Raw genomic sequence first — 18,805 nt, 5'->3', positions numbered from 1 at the left:
CTGCATTTTGCCTCACCGGCCATAAGGACGAAGCCAATGCGTAGCGTTAAGTCTCTCCTTGCCGCGGGTGCGGCATCCCTGATCTCGTCGATGGCGTTTGCCGCCGATATGCCGATCGCGGCGCCGCCTCCCATGTACGCGCCGCCGGCTCCGCCCGCCGATTTCGGTGGCTGGTATCTCCGGGGCGACATCGGCATGACCAACCAGAGCGCCAAGCGCATCGACAGCGCGACCGCGCAGCAATTCCCCACCCAGACCGTGGGCCTTGGCTTCGACTCCTCGCCGCTGTTCGACCTCGGCGTCGGCTATCGCTTCAACAACTGGTTCCGCGCCGACGTGATTGGACAGTATCGCGGCAAAGCCAATCTGCACGGCTCGGACAACGTCACGCTCAGCGCTACCGATTTCGAGGCCAACAACTACTCCGGCAGCAAGTCCGAGTGGGTCGTGATGGCCAACGCCTATGTCGACCTCGGCACCTGGTGGTGCATCACCCCGTTCATCGGCGCCGGCGTCGGCGGCTCCTACAACAAGCTCAGCGGCTTCCGTGACGACGGCACCCGCATCAATCCCGGTGGCCTCAGCAACAGCGTGACCTACTTCGCCGACAACGGTAAGTGGAATTTCGCCTGGGCCGCCCACGCCGGTCTCGCCTACAAGGTCACCCCCGGCTTCACCGTCGAACTCGCCTACAGCTACATGGATCTCGGCGACGCCAATCCCGGCAACTTCCGCGCCTACGACAACAGCATCTCGGGCCCCTCGACAATCAAAGTCAAGGAAATCACGTCGCACGACGTCAAGCTCGGCGTGCGCTGGGATCTCAACAGCCCGCCGGCCTACGTGCCGCCGCCGCTCGTCACCAAGGGCTGATCCTTCAAGCCCACCGGTTAAACTCTCTTAACGGCGCGGGATCATCCCGCGCCGTTTTGCTTTGCGTATTTTTCATGGCTTCGCGGCGACGAAAAGCTCCAGCGCAACCATTGGTTAAGGTTAACGAGCCATGATCATGGCGAAAGTTCGAGTTTATTTGGAGCGTTGCGATGCGTGGGCTTTTGTTGGCGGCGGCGATGTTGGGGACGGTATCTGCCGCGCACGCGGCCGACATGCCGGATCTGCCGATCCTGCGCGGCAGCGTCACCGACGGTCTGTCGAGGACGAGCCACAATTGGGATGGCTTCTATGTCGGCGGCACCGCCGGCTACACGGCCGACGCGACCGATTTCGGCCAGAGCGTCGTCGGCCTGACCAACTACATCTTCCGCGACAGTGTGCTGCAGGGGCCGACGTCAACGTGGTCGCTGCTGCAAAAGGCCAACACGCAAGGCGTCAATTACGGCGGCTTCATCGGCCGCAATTGGCAGTGGTACGATGCCATTCTCAGTCTCGAAGGCACCTACAGCTATTTCGGCAACCTCTCGACGGGATCGACCGGCTCCAACGCGCTCGTGATCGTCAACCCGGCCGGCGAGGTACGGCCGGCCGGCATCACCCACAATTATGCCGTCTCGCTCACCGGCACCGCCACGGCCCAGGTCAAGGACATGATCACGCTGCGCGGCCGCGCCGGTTGGGACGGCGGACCCTTCATGCCCTACGCGTTCTTTGGCGCTGCCGTCGGACGGATGGACATCACCCGCACGGTGACGAGCGACGTGCGGTTGCGCACGGACGTGACGACAACGGACATCTTCGGCAACCAGAACACCACGATCGGAACGACGTGGGTACCTGTTCCGTCGCAATCGGGTACGCAGGGCCAGCATCGGACCAACACCTTCGCGGTCGGCTGGACCGCCGGCCTCGGCCTCGAATACTGCATCTGGGATGGGCTCTTCGCCCGCATCGAGTACGAGTACGTCCGGTTCTCGCCCGTCATGAACACGTCGGTGACGCTGAACAATGCGCGCCTCGGCGTTGGCTACAAGTTCTGACACGGCCTCGCTGCGCCGCGGTTGACAGGCTCTCCTTGTCCTGATGCTCTGTCGTTCCAAAATGGGGCGGCAGCGATGAAGATCTACGGCGACAGCAATTCCGGCAATTGTCTGAAGGTGAAGTGGGTCTGCGACAAGCTCGCGGTGCCCTATCAGTGGATCGAGATCGACACCCGCAAAGGCGAGACGCGCACGCCGCAATTTCTGGCGATGAACGGCGCCGGCCAGGTGCCGACCGTCGCCTTCGACGACGGCCGCACGCTGGCGCAGTCCAACGCCATCATCCGCTACCTCGCCCGCGACAGCGCGCTGATCCCGCGCGAGGTCTTCACGGCGGCCAAGATGGACGAATGGCTGTTCTGGGAGCAGTACAGTCACGAGCCCTACATCGCGGTGTGCCGCTTCCTCATCGTCTACCTCGGCAAGGCTGCCTCCGAGCTCGACCCTGAAAAGGTCAAGCGCGGCTATGCGGCACTCGACCGCATGGAGCAGCATCTTTCCGGCAGCCGCTTCTTCGCCGGTGAGGCAATGTCGCTGGCCGACGTCTCGTTGCTCGCCTATACCCGCGTTGCGCATGAAGGCGGCTTCGATCTCGGCCGTCATGCGGCCGTCCGCCGCTGGATCGGCGAGGCCGAGGCTTTTCTCGGCCTGCCGCCGGCACGCTAAAGCATGATCCGGAAAAGTGCGCAGCGGTTTTCCCTCGCGACAAACGCGGAACGCGTTTGCGCGGAGATCATGCGCAAACAACAAGCTAAGCGAGATGACGATCCTGATCTCATCGCGCTCTAGGCTGGAGTTTCGATATGAACGAAAAGTCCGTCTCCATCCGTCCCGCGCGCCGCGAGGACGTCGCGGCGATCGTTGAGATGCTCGCCGACGATCATCTCGGGCGCGGGCGTGAGCGCGTCGAGGATCCGCTGCCTGCGTCCTATTACGCGGCGTTCGAGCGGGTCGCGCACGATCCGAACCTGACGCTCGTGGTGGCCGAGAGCGAGGGCAGGGTGGTCGGCTGCCTGCAACTCGCGGTGCTCGCAGGCATCAGCTCGCAAGGCGGCGTGCGCGGACTGCTCGAGGATGTCCGCGTTGCTTCGGATTGCCGCAGCCGCGGCATCGGCGAGCAATTGGTGCAATGGGCGATCGCGGAAGCGAAGGCGCGCGGCTGCAATCTGGTCGAATTGCTGACGCATGCGAGCCGCGTCGATGCACAGCGCTTTTACGAGCGTCTCGGATTCTCACGCAGTCACGTCGGCATGACTGTCCGCTTTTGAGGCAGCAGGAGCGTTTTCGAGCGAAGTGGATACCGGTTCGCATCAAGAAAACGCGTCAATAGAAAAATCCAGAGCCCCATTCCGATTGTATCGGAATGGGGCTCTGGTCGCGGACATTGCATAAGCTGCACAATCGGATCGCGCGTTCGTTCATCTTAAGAGCTGATAAACTACCCGCCCGTCGTTCACGTTTCAGCAGGAACGAACGGTGCTAGGCAGCGTCAGACACCGGGCTCGGTCGGTTCGGGGATTTCGATGACAAGCTATTCCATGATCAAGGTCGGCAACGGCTACGTTGTGCAGGCCAATGACAAGTGCATTCTGAAAGTGAGCAGCCGCCGCCGGGCCGCGCAATTGATCAGCGAGGCCACGGACTTGCTGAATGCGCTCACGCCGGTTGAATCCCCCGATATCGCAGCCGAGCCGCCATCACTCCGCCGTGAGCCGCCGGAACTTTCTTGACTGGTCTGCCCGATTCCCGTATCAGCCGCGGCGGGACACCTCCCCCCAACGGGAGGCTTACTATCTGGAAGGGTAGATCATGACTGTAGCGAAGCCCGCTTCGCGGCCGACCGTGCCGCATTTCTCCTCCGGCCCCTGCGCCAAGCGCCCCGGCTGGAACGCCCAAAATCTCAAGGACGCAGCGCTCGGCCGTTCGCATCGCGCGAAGGTCGGCAAGACCAAGCTCAAGCTCGCGATCGATCTGACGCGCGAAGTGCTTGAGGTGCCCGCCGATTATCGCATCGGCATCGTGCCGGCCTCCGACACCGGCGCGGTCGAGATGGCGCTGTGGTCGCTGCTCGGTGCACGGCCCGTCACCACGCTCGCCTGGGAATCCTTCGGCGAGGGCTGGGTCAGCGACATCGTCAAGGAATTGAAGCTCAAGGACGTCACCAAGCTGAACGCGGCTTACGGTGAGATCCCCGACCTCTCGAAGGTGGACCCTGCGAGCGACGTCGTCTTCACCTGGAACGGCACCACCTCGGGCGTGCGCGTGCCGAACGCCGACTGGATCAGCGCGACCCGCGAAGGCCTGACCATCTGCGACGCAACCTCCGCCGCGTTCGCGCAGCCGCTCGACTGGGCCAAGCTCGATGTCGTCACCTTCTCCTGGCAGAAGGCGCTCGGCGGCGAAGCCGCGCACGGCATGCTGATCCTGTCGCCGCGCGCCGTTGAACGGCTCGAGACCTACAAGCCGGCCTGGCCGCTGCCGAAGATCTTCCGCATGACCAAGGGCGGCAAGCTCAACGAAGGCATCTTCGTCGGCGAGACCATCAACACGCCGTCGATGCTCTGCGTCGAGGATTATCTCGACGCGCTGAACTGGGCCAAGTCGATCGGCGGCCTCAAGGCGCTGATCGCCCGTGCCGACGCCAACACCAAGGTGCTCGCCGACTGGAAGGCGAAGACGCCGTGGATCGACTTCCTGGCCAAGGACGCCTCGATCCGCTCCAACACCTCGGTGTGCCTGAAGTTCACCGATCCCGCGATCACCTCGCTCTCCGACGACGCGCAGGCGGAATTCTCGAAGAAGCTGGTGGCGCTGGTCGAGAAGGAAGGCGCAGGCTACGACTTCGCCTATTACCGCGATGCGCCGGCCGGCCTGCGCATCTGGTGCGGCGCCACGGTGGAAGCAAAGGACGTCGAGCTGCTGACGCAGTGGATCGACTGGGCCTTCGCCGAGACCAAGGCCGCGCTCGCCAAGGCGGCGTAGTTGTTTTCTTCGCCTCTCCCCGTTCTTACGGGGAGAGGCCGGGTCGCGCAGCGATCCGGGTGAGGGGCTCTCTCCGCGAGCACTTCGCCTGTGGCTGCCCCTCACCATAGCCGGTGCTTTGCATCGGCGTCCTTTCTAAAAAACGGCGGCCGAAGGCCGCCTATGCCCTCTTCCCGTAAGGACGGGGAGAGGGAGAGCAACAAGCTTCCAAGTCACTCACGAATTTCCGGCTCTCGGGCCGATCCTCCCTTAGGGACGGTGAAGGACACATCCCCATGACCAAACCCAAAGTTCTCATTTCCGACGCTCTGTCTCCCGCCGCCGTGCAGATCTTCAGGGATCGCGGCGTCGAGGTCGACTTCCAGCCCAACCTCGGCAAGGACAAGGACAAGCTCGCCGAGATCATCGGCAATTACGACGGCCTTGCGATCCGCTCCGCGACCAAGGCCACCGCAAAGATCCTGGAGAAGGCGACCAACCTCAAGGTGATCGGCCGCGCCGGCATCGGCGTCGACAATGTCGAGATTCCCGCGGCGACCGCCAAGGGCATCATCGTGATGAACACGCCGTTCGGCAATTCGATCACGACCGCCGAGCACGCCATCACCCTGATGCTGGCGCTGGCCCGCGAGATCCCGCAGGCCGACGCTTCGACCCAGGCCGGCAAGTGGGAGAAGAACCGCTTCATGGGCGTCGAGATCACCGGCAAGGTGCTCGGTGTCGTCGGCTGCGGCAATATCGGCTCGATCGTCGCCGATCGCGCGCTCGGCCTGCGCATGAAGGTGGTCGCGTTCGATCCGTTCCTGTCGCCCGAGCGCGCCAAGGACATCGGTGTCGAGAAGGTCGACCTCGATGAGCTGCTCAAGCGTGCCGACTTCATCACGCTGCACACGCCGCTGACCGAGAAGACCAGGAACATCATCGACGCGGCCGCGATCGCCAAGATGAAGAAGGGCGTGCGCCTGATCAACTGCGCCCGCGGCGGCCTCGTCGACGAGCAGGCGGTGGTCGATGCGCTCAATTCAAAGCACATTGCGGGTGCCGCCTTCGACGTCTTCGTCGAGGAGCCCGCCAATACCAACGTGCTGTTCGGCCATCCCAACGTGATCTGCACGCCGCATCTCGGCGCCTCCACCACGGAAGCGCAGGAGAACGTCGCGCTTCAGGTCGCAGAACAAATGTCGGACTATCTGCTCACCGGCGCGATCTCGAACGCGGTCAACTTCCCCTCGATCACCGCGGAAGAAGCGCCGAAGCTCAAGCCCTTCATCGCGCTCGCCGAGAAGCTCGGCTCGTTCGCCGGCCAGCTGACTGAAAGCGGCATCCTCAAGGTCGAGATCACCTATGAGGGCCACGTCGCCGAGATGAAGATCAAGGCGATCACCTCCGCGGTGCTGTCGGGCCTGCTGCGGCCGATGCTGGGTGAGGTCAACGTGGTGTCCGCGCCTGTTGTCGCCAAGGAGCGCGGCATGGTGGTGGACGAGATCGTGCGCGCCGCCCAGAGCGATTACGAGAGCCTGATCACCGTCACCGTGGCGACCGAACGCCAGGAGCGCTCGGTCTCCGGCACCGTGTACCATGACGGCAAGCCGCGCCTCGTCGACGTCAAGGGCATCCGCATCGATGCCGAGTTCGGCAAGTCGATGATCTACATCACCAACGAGGACAAGCCGGGCTTCATCGGCAGGTTCGCAAGCCTCCTCGGCGATGCCAAGATCAACATCGCGACCTTCCATCTCGGCCGCGCCGCGCCCGGCAGCGATGCCATCGCCCTCGTCGAGGTCGACGGCGCCGTGCCGGCCGACCTGCTCGCCAAGGTGCAGGCCCTGCCGCAGGTCAAGCAGGCCAAGGCGCTGACGTTCTAGCCGCGCCTTCACCTCTTGCCGTCATGGCCGGGCATAGCCGTCCGAAGCACGGCGTCGCTTCCGCTCGCCTATGACCCGGCCATCCACGCGCTTCCTCGCGGCACGAAGAACGTGGATGCCCGGGTCAAGCCCGGGCATGACGAGTGGATAGAGCGGCGCCCGCAACCTGCGGGATGACGATCATCATATCATATATTCCGAGCTGCGGAACAGCGCCGCCCTTTTCGTAAGGAGCGGCGTTTTTGTTGATCGACTGGCGCGCTTTATTTCTCCCCGCGCTCCCCAACTTTGTGTACCAATGGCGCCCAGGACGCTCTGTTCAAAATCGTCGAAGGGAGAAAACAATGCGTGAAGCCGTCATCGTTTCCTATGCACGCACGGGCCTCGCGAAATCCGGCCGCGGCGGGTTCAACATCACGCCGCCGATGTCGCTGGCGGCCCACGCCATCCAGCACGCGGTCGATCGTGCCGGCGTCGACAAGGACTATGTCGAGGACTGCTATCTCGGCAATTGCGCCCATGGCGCGCCGAACATCGGCCGCCAGGCCGCGCTGCTCGCCGGCTTGCCGAAGACCACCGCCGGCGTCTCGGTGAACCGCTTTTGCTCGTCGGGGCTGCAGACCATCGCGATGGCCGCCAACTCGATCCGCTCGGATGGCGCCGACTGCATCGTCGCCGGCGGCGTCGAGAGCATCTCGATGCCGGGCGGCGGCACGCCGAAGGAATCGATCGATCCTGAATTGCTCAAGGTCGCGCCCGATATCTTCATGGCGATGATCGACACCGCCGACATCGTCGCCGAGCGCTACAAGCTCAGCCGCGAATACCAGGACGAATTCTCGCTGGAATCGCAGCGCCGCATGGCCGCGGCGCAGCAGGCGAACAAGTTCAAGGACGAGATCGTCCCGATGAAGACCAAGATGAAGGTCGTGGACAAGCAGACCAAGGCCGAGAGCATCGTCGACTACGTCGTCGACCGCGACGAATGCAACCGGCCTGAGACCACGATGGAAGGATTGGCCAAGCTCGAGCCGGTGAAGGGCCCCGGCAAGTTCGTCACCGCCGGCAATGCCAGCCAGCTCTCCGACGGCGCGGCCGCCGTGGTGCTGATGGAAGCCAAGGACGCCGAGAAGCGCGGCCTCAAGCCGCTCGGCCGCTTCGTCGCCTGGGCGACCGCCGGCTGCGAGCCCGACGAGATGGGCATCGGTCCCGTGTTCGCGATCCCGAAGCTTTTGAAGCGCACCGGTCTCAAGATCGACGACATCGATCTGTGGGAGCTCAACGAGGCCTTCGCCAGCCAGTGCCTCTATTGTCGCGACCAGCTCGAGATCGATCCCGCCAAGTACAACGTCAACGGCGGCTCGATCGCGATCGGCCATCCCTTCGGCATGACCGGCGCCCGTCTCACCGGCCATTTGCTGCAGGAAGGCGCCCGCCGCAAGGCCAAGTGGGGCGTGGTGACGATGTGCATCGGGGGCGGCCAGGGCGGCGCGGGGCTGTTCGAGATCTATAGCTGAGAGCAGCGTTAGGAATGCGAAAGGGCACGGCGCGCGCCGTGCCCTTTTTGTTTGGGTGGTACTTGTGCGCGTCATTCCGGGGCGTCGCGAAGCGACGAGCCCGGAATCCATCGTGCCACCGTCGTTGCAGCCTGATGGATTCCGGGCTCGCGCCAAGAGGCGCGCCCCGGAATGACGCTGTGCTCGAATTCCGCTCCTACGCCCCCGCCACCACCGGCGCGAACACCACTTCGATCAGCGTGCCGGAGCTGCCTGCGCTCTTGATGTTGAAGCGGGCGCGGTTGGCTTCGACCAGCGCTTTCGTCAGCGACAGGCTGAGCGCCGAATTGTCCGAGGCATCCCCCGGCGGCGGGGTGCGGAACGGCTCCATCGCGGCGGCGAGCTCGCGCTCGGAGAGGCCGTGGCCGGTGTCGCGGATGCGCAGCGCGATCTCGCGGCGGTCGGTCATTGCGGTCGAGACGATCACCTGCCCGCCGGCGCTCGCCAGCCGGATCGAGTTCGAGATCAGGTTCATCGTGATCTGCCGCATCGCGCGCGCATCGGCTGCGACCTGCGGCAGCGCATGGCCGAGCGAGGTGCGGATGATGATGCGCTCGCGGTTGGCCTGCGGCTGCATCACCGCGACGCAGGCCTCGACGAGGTCGTTGAGGTTGAGGTTGGCGAAATTGAGATCGAGCTTGCCGGTCTCGATCCGCGACAGCTCCAGCAAATCGTCGATGATGGCGATGACGCGCTCGCCGGAGGCGCGGATGTCCTTCATGTATTCGCCGTAGCGCTCGTTGCCGAGCGCGCCGAAGCGCTCGGAGATCATCACCTCGGCAAAGCCGATGATGGCATTGAGCGGCGTGCGGATCTCGTGGCTGATCCGCGCCAGCATGTCGGCTTTCGCATTGGCCGCGCCGTCGACGAGGCGGCGCGCCTGCGTCAATTCGCTCTCGCCCTTCTTCGCCTGCGAGAGATCGCGGAACACGGCGAAGAAGTTCGACCCGTCCGGCCGGGTGCGGCCGATGATCATCGCGAGCGGAATGACGCCGCCTTTCTTCTCGCGGCCCAGCACCTCGCGGCCATGGTCGAGCAGGCTCGCAATGTCCTGGCTCTTGAGGCTTTCGAGATAGTCGACGACGACATGCTGGCTCTCGGGCGCGAACAGGCTGACGAGGTTCTGCTCGAGCAGCGCTGCGCCGTCATAGCCGAACAGCGCCTCGGCGCTGCGGTTGCAGGCGTGGATGTTGCCTTCGGCATCGAACATGACGATGCCCTCGGCCGTGGTGTCCAGGATCGCGGCGAGATCCTCGGCATCGGCATCGCCGGCTTCGGGCTCCGGCTCGACCGGCACCTTCGCGACGGCTTCTGTGACCACAGGCGGCGCGACGACGGCCTGCGGCAGTGCGCAGATCAGCGCATGCGCGCTGTCGCCGTCCCAGTCGATGGTGTGCAGATGCGCTTCGGTGGTCGCGAGCGGCGCCTCGCCATTGGCAATCGCCGCGCTGATCGTGATCGGCGTGCCTCCTTGCGAGGTGCTGCTCGCCGAGGACACGCCCACTTCGACATAGAGCGCATCGAGCCCGCCGGCATCCTCCAGCGCGTGGATGCTGGCATAGCCCATGCGCGCGAGGAAGGCGGCGTTGGCGTAGAGCAGGCGGTCGAGGCGATAGATCAGGATGCCCGTCGGCACGAGATCGAGCAGCGCGCGGTCGCGCATGCTGTGGCCGTATGCGGGCGGCGCGGGCTCGGTCAGCCATTCCGCCAGGATCAGGCTCCGCGCGCGCGTCATCAATCCTGCCAGCGTGTCGGCGTCGAGCGTCCTGACGGGCTCGGGCGGTGGTGGTGCTGGCTGCGCTGCGACAGGCGCGGGCGCTTGCACGGGCGTCTGGGCTTGGAGCGCAGTCTGGTAAGCGCTCGCGATCGCTTCGCGGCTCGGCACCGGCGGCGCCGGTAGGCTCTGAGCGTCGGCGCTCGCCAGCACCGCATTGGTGACGCGGGCCGCGTCCTTGGCCGGGGTCTGCCGTGCAGCCGGCGGCGGAGAGGCGACGGTCTGCAGCGTCGAGGCGCCGGCATAGGCGGCGACGAGATCGCGCAGGTCGGATTGAAACACCCCGGCCAGGATCGTGGCCGCGGATACGGCCAGAACCGTCCCGAGAATGGCCGGGATGAACCTGGTTCTCGAGCGCAGCGCCCGCGGCGCATATTCCCGCGGGTCCGGCGCCCCGAGGGGGTCGGACAGGAACAGCGGCATTGGCTCGTCCTGTGGAAGATCAGCCCGTGCGGCACGCGCACGGATGTAGTCCGCGGTGGACGATTGTGACACAGAATTATCGGAGTCGAACGTCCGCGACTCCCTGGACTGACGGTACGCCGTCGTCTCCATGGTGATGCTCCCCATTACTGACGCAACGCTGGGGGCAGTCCGGCTTCAGTCTTCTTATTATTGTCCAGAAGCGCCCCGCAAACTGGAACCGGTAAATCGCCGTCTGAATCAGCCCAAAAAACGACGGCGGTTTGCGCGAATCGGGAAATATTTGGGTTTGATTGCGGCAAGGCCGGGGAATGCACCGCCATTTTGGCGTAATCCGTTGAGGGATTTTTAACCAAGCCGGACCGTGCGCAACGTCGCACGCGCAGCGGAAGGCATTGCGTTGCCCGCGCAAATTTCGTTGTCATGCCCCGCGAAGGCGGGGAATCCAGTACGCCGCGGCTTCTCGGCTAAGTCTCTGCTGTCTCTGGAATCCAGGGTCGTCCGGTCAAGCCGGACGACGACAGTTTTATGTATTGCGAGAGTGCGCGCAGTATCGCGCCGCCATCCCATCACCTCACGGATGCAGGATCACCTTGCCCATGGCCTGACGTCCCGCCAGCACCTTCAGGGCGTCGGCGGTTTGAGCCAGCGGGAAGGTGCGATCGACATGCGATGAAATCTTTCCTTCCGCGGTCCACTTCACAAGCTTCTCGAGATTGGCGCGGTTCTTCTCCGGGTTGAGTCGGGTCCAGGCGCCCCAGAACACGCCGCGGATGTCGCAGCCTTTCAGCAGCGCGAGGTTGAGCGGCATCTTCGGAATGTCACCGGCGGCAAAGCCGATGACGAGGAAGCGGCCTTCCCAGGCGATCGAGCGCAGCGCCTGCTCGGCATACGCACCACCCACGGGATCGAAGACGATGTCGACGCCCTTGCCGCCGGTGAGCTTTTTCAAGCCTTCCTTCAGATCTTCCTTGGCGTAGTTCAGCGTCAGTTCGGCGCCGTGCGCTTTGGCGAATTCCAGCTTCTCGTCCGACGAGGCGCAGGCGATCACCTTCAGGCCCATCAGCTTGCCGAGCTCGCAGGCCGCAAGGCCCGTGCCGCCGGCAGCTCCAAGCACCGCGAGCGTCTCGCCCGGCTTCGGGCTCGCGCGATCTTCCAGCGCATGCAGCGCGGTGCCGTAGATGATGATGATGCCGGCCGCGCGGTCGTAGTCGAGATTGTCGGGAATCTTCACGATCGACGCCGCCGGCAGCGCGATCTTCTCGCGCGCACCGTTGTGGCCGCAGGAGGCGACCACGCGATCGCCGACCTTCAGATCGGTCACGCCAGGACCAATGCTCTCGATCACGCCGGCGACTTCCGCGGCCGGCGAGAACGGGAACGGCGGCTTGATCTGGTACTTGCCCTGGATCATCAGGATGTCGAAGAAATTCAGCGCCGCCGCCTTGATCGCGATCACGGCTTCGCCGGGACCCGCCACCGGATCCGGCACTTCGGCGAGCACGAGATCGTCGGGCTGGCAATATTGCGAGCAGAGGATGGCTTTCATGGCAGCACCTTCTTGAGAGCACTTGGCGTTTCAGGGCGGAATTATCGTTGGCCCGGTTTTGCCGGATTTGGGCCGACCCTACAATCAGGATTCTTTGTTTGAGGAGCGCACGGGCCTATCCTCGTCATTGCCAGCGAAGCGAAGCATCCAGACTATTTCCGCGAGACGGACTCAGGATTGCTTCGCTTCGCTGGCAATGACGGAAAAGGGAGCATTCAAACGATGTTTGAAACAGGTCTGCTCAGGGACAAGCGCATCCTCGTCACCGGCGGCGGCTCGGGTCTTGGCGCCGCGATGGGGCGCCGCTTCCTCGCGCTCGGCGCCGAGCTCGTGATCTGCGGCCGCAAGCTCGGACCGGCGGCACCGATCGCCTCGCGCTCGCGCTCGAGCCGTTCGGACAGTTGCCGGGCGAGCTCGTTGAACGCGCTGTTCTCGACCGGCGTCAGCGTCGGCGATCTGGCATCGCCGGGCGGGCGGAACGGCACGACATTGGGCGAGCTTTCCAAGGGAGTTTCCGAGGGAATTTCCGAGGGCGTTTCCACTGGCGTTTCCGGATCGGTTGGATGTGAATTCGCGTCGGGGGTGGGGTCGGGCAGTTCGGCGACAGGCTCAGGTGTGGGCTCAGGCTCAGGCGGTTCGATTGGCATAGGCGCCTCCGCTGCCGGCGAGTTCTCCGGCTCCGATTCGAGCTCGACGACATCCGCCGAGAGACGCTGCGGCGCCATTGGTTCGACGAACAGCTCGAAGCGGCGCAGCGCATCGAGTCGGTTGAGGCCGTCGAGATCGCGGCAGACGCCAAAGCCGCGGAAGCCCGCAAAGTTGCGCATCCGGTCGTAGATCGGCAGGCCCGCGAGCTCGACCGGAATGTGCTCGCCACCATCGGCCGGCCAGCTCACGGTGATGCCGGCCCAGGTGTCGTGGCTCGCCAGCGCCTGTTCGACGCGGCCATCAGGGTCGAGCGAGAATTCTTCGGCGATCTCGCGCCAGGGCCGGCCGAAGCCGGCGGCAGTGTGCGCGCCCATCAGGCGGATGAACTCGTCGGAGCCGAGCACAAAGCGCCCCTCTGCATCCATCTGCCACAGGAAGCGCAGCGGATGCTGGCGCGGTGACGCTGCTGACGGCGACTCGCCCATGCCGGATGTGATCGGCGCGGCTTGGGGCGGCACAATGGCTGCGGGCGGGTTTTCAACCGGAGTTTGGGCGCCGTCGTTGTGCGAGTCGTGGACGCTTTCTTGGACGGGCTCCTCAGCCGCCGCCTTGACAGCGTGCTGGATCGAGACGATCTCCGCCGCCGCTTCGCCCGCAAGCGGCTCGGGCGTGCTCTCGATGGTGTCGTGCACCGTCTCGACCGGCTCCGCGAAGGCATCGAACAGGTCGATACCGGCAGGCGCATCCTGCGATGGCGACTCTTCGCTGGCCGCCGCTTGCTGAGCAGCCTGAACCGGCGCTTCGGCCACCGCATCCGGCGCGGGGGTCCGGCGCGCTTCGCAGGCGCAGCCTGCTTGCACGGCCGGCGTGATCAGCGCGACCAGGGCGACATCGGCGCCCCGTACCGACCCGTTTGCAGCACCATCCGGCCGTTGGCGATCGCCACCTCGGCGCGGCCGTATCTCAGCGCATCGCTGCGGGCCCGGTCCGCGCCAGCCGCGCCACCTGGCGGCGATGGCGCTCGCCGGGCCGAAGGTTTTTTCCGCGAGCGCCGCGGCATGGGGCGCGCCGAAGAATTTTGCGCCGACCGGATTGGCCCACAGCACGCGGGCGCCATCGGTCGACCAGAGCCAGCTCGACAATGGCGAGGTCGCGTGCACGGAAAGCCGGGGATCGCCGACGCCTCGCAACTGGAAATCCGAACTCGTCATCCGACCGGCTTTAAGTCCTGCGTGTCTGTATCAGGGCCAAGAACAGGGCCAAGACTGCCGGGAATGACAGCCTTAAGAAAGGGTTAGTATCGCCCGCGGGCGCGGGCAGGTCCACGGCCCCCCGTCCGCAGGGGCGGCCTTAAGCCGCGATAACCTTAATCTGGCTGAACCCGCAAGGCGAAGCCCGGTTGCATCCGCAGGAATCGGCGGAGACGGGTGGCTCGCGTCATACCGGCAATACCGTCGGCCGCTAGTCTTGGCGTGGGCGCGCCGGGGGACGGCCGACATGGCCGACAGCAGCAGGACAGGAGTGGATGGGATGACCGACCAGGGACACGAGCGTTTCGAGCTTCCGCCGGAGATGCGCTCGATGGCGGAAACGAGCTTCAGGCAGGCGCGCGAGGCCTTTGAGAAGCTGCTCGCCAATGCCGAGGCCGCCGCCGGCTCGATCGAGGAGCGCGGCGCCAGCATGCGCTCCGGCGCCAGGGACATCGGCGCCCGCGCGATCGCCTTCGCCGAGACCAATGTGCAGGCCTCGCTCGACTACGCCCAGTCGCTGGTCCACGCCAGGGATCTGTCCGAGGTGATGCGGCTGCACGGCGAATACGTCCAGGGCCAGATGAAGACCCTGGCCGAGCAGGCCAGCGAAATGGGCCAGATCGTCGGCCGCGCCGCGATGGACGCGACCCGGGCGAAGCACTGAAGCCTGATCGGATGAGGCACTCGCGCCCCGACGGTGGTGCGTTCCCTCCCCCCTTGTGGGGGAGGGCTAGGGAGAGGGGTGGCCCTGGAAAAGGTGCCGGTTGTTGATGCACCGGAGAGTGCGCGAACGACAGAATCCCCGTGTGGCACCCCTCTCCCCAACCCTCTCCCGCAAGCGGGAGAGGGAGTGAACCGGGTCCATGGTCAGCATCAAAATACCGCAACCCAGAGTTCCCCACCCGGGGAACCTCATCTTCAAGATTAAATTATCGCGTCGCACCTCCGGATCACATTGCGGTGCACAATGTTGACATGATGGAGAGCAATAGTCTGGGCGCTGGGCGAGCCATCTCTTTGTTTCGCGTTTCCAGTCTTTCGTACCCGCTGAATGTCAGGCCTTCGGGGCCCGGCGGGCGCGCCAGAAGGCTCACTCCATTTTTTCATCATCGTGAGGGACGACCATGACAGGTGCGACTGATCCGTTTTCTGCCTCGATCATTCCGTTCGAGGTCCCCGAGCAGATGCGTGCGTTCGCCGAGAAGGGCGTGTCGCAGGCCCGCGAGAACTACGCCAAGTTCAAGGATGCCGCCGAGACCCACAACGGCACCGTCGAGGCCGTGTTCACCACCGCCAGCAAGGGCGCGAGCGAGTACACCGCCAAGCTGGTCGAGTTCATGAAGGCCAACTCTTCGGCCTCGCTGGACTTCGCCCAGGAGCTGCTCGCCGCCAAGAACCCCGCCGATGCGTTCACGCTGTGGACCGGCCACGCCCGCACCCAGCTCGAGACCTTCCAGGCCCAGGCCAAGGAGCTGGTCGAGCTGACCCAGCGCATCGCCAACGAGACCGCCGAGCCGATCAAGGCCAGCGCCTCGAAGCTCTACAAGCCCGCCGCCTGATCAAAACGGCGGATCGCACGCTCTAGGAAACCCGGGCCGCGAGGCCCGGGTTTTGTTCTGGAAATAACGTTGCTTAAGGCGGGAATTATCGGGTTTTGCGGCCTTGCCAAAAACCCCCGTTGCACCTAGTTTCCGCCCCGTCCAGCCCCCTCGGTGACCGGCCCTCCCAGGGCGTCCCAAGGCGCGGCTCGCAAGGATGCAGTTGTAGCTCAGTTGGTTAGAGCGCCTGTCTGTGGAACAGGAGGTCGGTGGTTCGAGCCCACCCAACTGTACCAAAAAGATCAAATACTTACGACGATCGTCGAGGGCTTATGAGTTGTTGTAGCTACCAGATAGCTACCACCAGAGCGCCGGTGCATTGCGCTCGCTTGCGCCCGACCGAAATTCACGTGCTAGGCACGTGGTCCAGATGCCACTTAGTCCGGTCGGTGTGAATGAAGATGAACTGACTCGCACCGGCATCGTCTCGGATGCGCCGGTTGATCGAATTCAACTTGTTACGAGCGTTGATACCAATGCTCTCTCAAGCCTGAAACAGGGGTTCGATTCCCCTAGGAGCGCCAAGGCCTTCTTCTTCATTTTGATTTTCCTATCGTTTTTGCCACTTTCCCCAAACCTGTAGAATGGGTTTGGGGTTTTCTGTTCGCCTTGTGGGTCCTCGAGCTTTACGATCGCGCGCCGTCCGCCGCGCCTACGATCCGCTTCGCGCGTGTAACGTTCGGCTTCGGCCAGAGTTAAGTGGCCCATCGCGGCCATGATGTCGTGCGCTGTCGCTCCAGCGTCTGCGAGCAGTCGCCCGAACGTCTTGCGGAGACCGTGCGGCTGACAACTCAGATCTGCGATCCCGGCCGATGTGACCGCGGCTCTCAGCCAGCCGCTGAACCCGTCGACGGTGAACGGCTTTCCATATTCGGTTGTTAGAATGCAAACGTGTTTCCGGGGCAACGCGGCGAGCGCTTGACGCAGCGAGTCTGCCTTCTCCACCAGGACAGGAACCCCCGTCTTGCGGCGCGTATATTCGAAGTCCTCCGCGTCAGCTTGCATCCATGTGGTTAGATGATGTCAACGCGAGCAGTACCAACGTTGAGCATTAGCTCGTAGGCAGCTCGCTGCTTTGTTCCGAAGGACCATCGCTTCTCGAACGCCGCCAGCTCTGCATCTGTCCAGGCCCGTATCTCCTTTGACTTCCCTCGCTTGATGCCATCGGACGGATCAGTCGTGAGCCATTTCAGGTCCTTGGCGTGCCTGATGAGGATTCGGAGCTTCTTGAGCGTATCTATCTTCGCACCGGGCTTGTTTGTGAAGCGGCTTGAGAATCTTCTCCTCAATTCGATCCTTGGTGAGACCGGCTACTGCGCGGTGGCCATGATCGCGCCTGATCTGATCCAAGCGACTTCGATAGCCGCTCTTGCTACCTTCGCTGAGCGAGCTGAACGCATCGCTGCTTAGATAGGAAGTTATAAGGGCCCCGATCGAGCGCGCCGCATCCTTCGTGATCATAGGCCGGCTCGCAGCCTCGCCGGCAACCGCGGCGGCATACGCAAGCTTAAACTCGTCCGAGGCGGGATCGGCGGGAAGTTTTGTCCGTGGTCCTTTGCCGACACGGTACGAGAGGTAAACATGCCCCTTGACGACATTCTTCTCCACATTCGGAGGAAGCTTGCGACGCATCACTACTCATCCCAACCATCGTCCGAGGAATTGGTGATTGTGCCCTCGAGAGGCAAGCTATCGATCGCCTTGTCGAGCAACCTCACGTCCCACGCTTTGCGGCCAGAGGTCAGAACTCGCGGCGGCGGCATGCGACCCTCTCGCACCATCGCGTCGAATGTATTCGGTGCAACTGATACATACGCAGCGGCCGCCTCACGGCCGATCAGCCGGGGAGGAAGCGTTGGCGGCAATGCGATCTGGCGCGCCATCACGACCCTGACTTGAATCGCCGCAATCGGTTGGGCTGTTGCCGCTCGTGCGAACTTGGGCTCGCATGTGTATGGGCTGGGTCGCCTCTTCTCCAAGCTTTGCACTCGTCAGGCAAAGCAAAAAGGCACGATTGCGGCCACATCAGCACATTCCTGGCTCTTGTGTCAGCGAGACGCAACAATGGGAGATCTTGTTAGTTTCAGGTTGCGCATCCACACGATCGAAGATTCTGAGATGTTTCCAATCTGCTCTGTAGGATGCCCGCCCGATTAGGAAGGCTCTTCAAATCGGGCTTCGAGATACCGGTGCACGGGGATAAGACGGTCGTGGCGCATGGCTATGCGATGCGCTGGGGGTGTCGCGGTCGGGCTTCCATGCCTGGCTGAATCGTTCGCCCAGCGCCAGATCCCGCAGCGACGAAGAGCCTCGGCGGCGAGGTGAAGGCAAGCTTCATGGCGAGTGCTAGTGCGCGCCGGGTGTGGCGTGATCTGCTCGCCGATGGGGCGGACTGTGGCCTCCATCAAATCGAACGGCTGATGCGCCTGCAAGGCTTGCGGGCGCGGCCGCGGCGCCGGCGCTTGCCGAAGGACAGCGGCGATCGACAGCTCGAGGCGTGCCGGCGAACCTCCTTGACCGGCAGTTCATTGCCGAGCGGCCGAACCAGAAGTGGATTGCCGACTTTACGTATCTCTGGACGGCCGAGGGCTGGCTCTACGTCGCAGCAGTGATCGACCTGTTCTCACGCCGGGTAGTGGGTTGGTCGATGAGCGCCGCCATGACAGCTCAGTTGGTGACCGATGCCCTGCTGATGGCCGTCTGGCGACGCGGCAACCGGACGCCCTGTTGCACACTCCGACCAGGGCAGTCATCCAAACCGCGACATCGACCAGCTACTGCCCTGGGCCTACCGAGCTCAAGCCTTCAAAGCCGTGGCCTGAGAACGACGCTTACGAAGTAAGCTTGTGTCCGTGAAAACAGTTAATCCTGTAACCTACGGCTCAGGGTTGCCGATATCGAACGCGCCTAGGTAGTAGTCCTCAGCAACGGACTGTTGCGTCGCCGGCCGCGCCATCAACGTGAACGTTGCGTCGGGGTATCGCCTCCAAACCTCAATGTCTTCGGAGGTTACGGTCAGGTACCCGAAGAAGCACTTGTACCGGCCCGGCTCTGTCGCTCCGCCGATTTTATCCCACGTGATCTTATTTACGCGCATTTTTGATCAACCCAAAAAGAAACCCGCTCACCTTTCGGGAGCGGGCTCCTCCTGCCCATGCGTATCGCCCCGTCCGGTAGGTAGGGCGCTAACAAGCAGCGTAGCTGAGATTGGTTTCCAACCAGTTAC

General features: G+C 63.9%; 15 protein-coding genes, 1 tRNA gene and 3 pseudogenes. 15 read left to right on the top strand and 4 right to left on the bottom strand.

The window, feature by feature from the left end; all coding sequences use genetic code 11:
• Positions 1–36: 36 nt before the first annotated feature.
• From FOM02_RS13890 to FOM02_RS13855, 8 genes are all read left to right on the top strand, one after another.
• Positions 37–873 carry an outer membrane protein gene (locus tag FOM02_RS13890; RefSeq protein ID WP_027565108.1) on the top strand — a complete coding sequence of 279 codons (837 nt, stop codon included), beginning with the start codon at positions 37–39 and terminating at the stop codon, positions 871–873.
• A 170-nt stretch (positions 874–1,043) separates the two neighbouring features.
• Positions 1,044–1,934: an outer membrane protein gene (locus tag FOM02_RS13885; RefSeq protein ID WP_027565109.1), complete on the top strand. Its 891-nt coding sequence runs from the start codon at positions 1,044–1,046 to the stop codon at positions 1,932–1,934.
• A gap of 75 nt (positions 1,935–2,009) precedes the next feature.
• Positions 2,010–2,600, top strand: a complete 591-nt coding sequence (locus tag FOM02_RS13880) for a glutathione S-transferase family protein (protein ID WP_092215218.1) — start codon at positions 2,010–2,012, stop codon at positions 2,598–2,600.
• A 137-nt stretch (positions 2,601–2,737) separates the two neighbouring features.
• Positions 2,738–3,202, top strand: coding sequence for a GNAT family N-acetyltransferase (locus FOM02_RS13875; protein ID WP_027565110.1), 465 nt, complete (start codon positions 2,738–2,740; stop codon positions 3,200–3,202).
• Between the two features lie 255 nt (positions 3,203–3,457).
• Positions 3,458–3,664, top strand: a complete 207-nt coding sequence (locus FOM02_RS13870; protein ID WP_027565111.1) for a hypothetical protein — start codon at positions 3,458–3,460, stop codon at positions 3,662–3,664.
• A gap of 79 nt (positions 3,665–3,743) precedes the next feature.
• Positions 3,744–4,916, top strand: a complete 1,173-nt coding sequence (locus FOM02_RS13865) for a phosphoserine transaminase (RefSeq protein ID WP_027565112.1) — start codon at positions 3,744–3,746, stop codon at positions 4,914–4,916.
• A gap of 275 nt (positions 4,917–5,191) precedes the next feature.
• Positions 5,192–6,781, top strand: a complete 1,590-nt coding sequence (serA, locus tag FOM02_RS13860; RefSeq protein WP_027565113.1) for a phosphoglycerate dehydrogenase — start codon at positions 5,192–5,194, stop codon at positions 6,779–6,781.
• Between the two features lie 344 nt (positions 6,782–7,125).
• Positions 7,126–8,298 carry a thiolase family protein gene (locus FOM02_RS13855; protein WP_027565114.1) on the top strand — a complete coding sequence of 391 codons (1,173 nt, stop codon included), beginning with the start codon at positions 7,126–7,128 and terminating at the stop codon, positions 8,296–8,298.
• A gap of 196 nt (positions 8,299–8,494) precedes the next feature.
• Here FOM02_RS13855 and FOM02_RS13850 read toward each other — a convergent pair.
• Both FOM02_RS13850 and FOM02_RS13845 read right to left on the bottom strand, forming a co-directional pair.
• Positions 8,495–10,045 (bottom strand): annotated as a pseudogene (locus tag FOM02_RS13850) (PAS domain-containing sensor histidine kinase); the annotation flags it as partial.
• 1,063 nt (positions 10,046–11,108) lie between these two features.
• Positions 11,109–12,083: an NADPH:quinone oxidoreductase family protein gene (locus FOM02_RS13845; protein WP_027561790.1), complete on the bottom strand. Its 975-nt coding sequence runs from the start codon at positions 12,081–12,083 to the stop codon at positions 11,109–11,111.
• Between the two features lie 222 nt (positions 12,084–12,305).
• Here FOM02_RS13845 and FOM02_RS13840 point away from each other — a divergent pair.
• The 6 genes and pseudogenes from FOM02_RS13840 to FOM02_RS13820 form a co-directional block, all read left to right on the top strand.
• A pseudogene (locus tag FOM02_RS13840) lies at positions 12,306–12,467 on the top strand (SDR family NAD(P)-dependent oxidoreductase); the annotation flags it as partial.
• Between the two features lie 482 nt (positions 12,468–12,949).
• Positions 12,950–13,192, top strand: a complete 243-nt coding sequence (locus tag FOM02_RS47125) for a hypothetical protein (protein ID WP_416207769.1) — start codon at positions 12,950–12,952, stop codon at positions 13,190–13,192.
• A 123-nt stretch (positions 13,193–13,315) separates the two neighbouring features.
• Positions 13,316–14,029 carry a hypothetical protein gene (locus FOM02_RS47120; protein WP_416207768.1) on the top strand — a complete coding sequence of 238 codons (714 nt, stop codon included), beginning with the start codon at positions 13,316–13,318 and terminating at the stop codon, positions 14,027–14,029.
• A 232-nt stretch (positions 14,030–14,261) separates the two neighbouring features.
• Positions 14,262–14,645 (top strand): phasin family protein, encoded by a 384-nt coding sequence (locus FOM02_RS13830; RefSeq protein ID WP_027565116.1) that lies wholly within the window; start codon positions 14,262–14,264, stop codon positions 14,643–14,645.
• A 460-nt stretch (positions 14,646–15,105) separates the two neighbouring features.
• Positions 15,106–15,540, top strand: coding sequence for a phasin (locus FOM02_RS13825; protein ID WP_027565117.1), 435 nt, complete (start codon positions 15,106–15,108; stop codon positions 15,538–15,540).
• A gap of 198 nt (positions 15,541–15,738) precedes the next feature.
• Positions 15,739–15,815 (top strand) — tRNA-His (locus FOM02_RS13820).
• Between the two features lie 214 nt (positions 15,816–16,029).
• On the opposite strand, the gene FOM02_RS13815 is transcribed toward FOM02_RS13820, so the two are convergent.
• Together FOM02_RS13815 and FOM02_RS13810 are read right to left on the bottom strand one after the other, a co-directional pair.
• Positions 16,030–16,584 (bottom strand): tyrosine-type recombinase/integrase, encoded by a 555-nt coding sequence (locus tag FOM02_RS13815; RefSeq protein WP_231164144.1) that lies wholly within the window; start codon positions 16,582–16,584, stop codon positions 16,030–16,032.
• A 168-nt stretch (positions 16,585–16,752) separates the two neighbouring features.
• On the bottom strand, positions 16,753–17,211 hold the full coding sequence (locus FOM02_RS13810; protein WP_231164143.1) for a hypothetical protein: 459 nt from the start codon (positions 17,209–17,211) through the stop codon (positions 16,753–16,755).
• Positions 17,212–17,794: 583 nt separating this feature from the next.
• Here FOM02_RS13810 and FOM02_RS13805 point away from each other — a divergent pair.
• Positions 17,795–18,329, top strand: a pseudogene (locus FOM02_RS13805) (IS3 family transposase); the annotation flags it as partial.
• Positions 18,330–18,805 lie beyond the last annotated feature (476 nt).

This window comes from Bradyrhizobium sp. SEMIA (genome assembly GCF_014844175.1).
In the GTDB taxonomy this organism is placed as follows: Bacteria; Pseudomonadota; Alphaproteobacteria; order Rhizobiales; family Xanthobacteraceae; genus Bradyrhizobium; species Bradyrhizobium arachidis.
The sequence above is the reverse complement of the archived record's forward strand: the minus strand, read 5'-3'. Positions and strand labels throughout refer to the sequence as shown.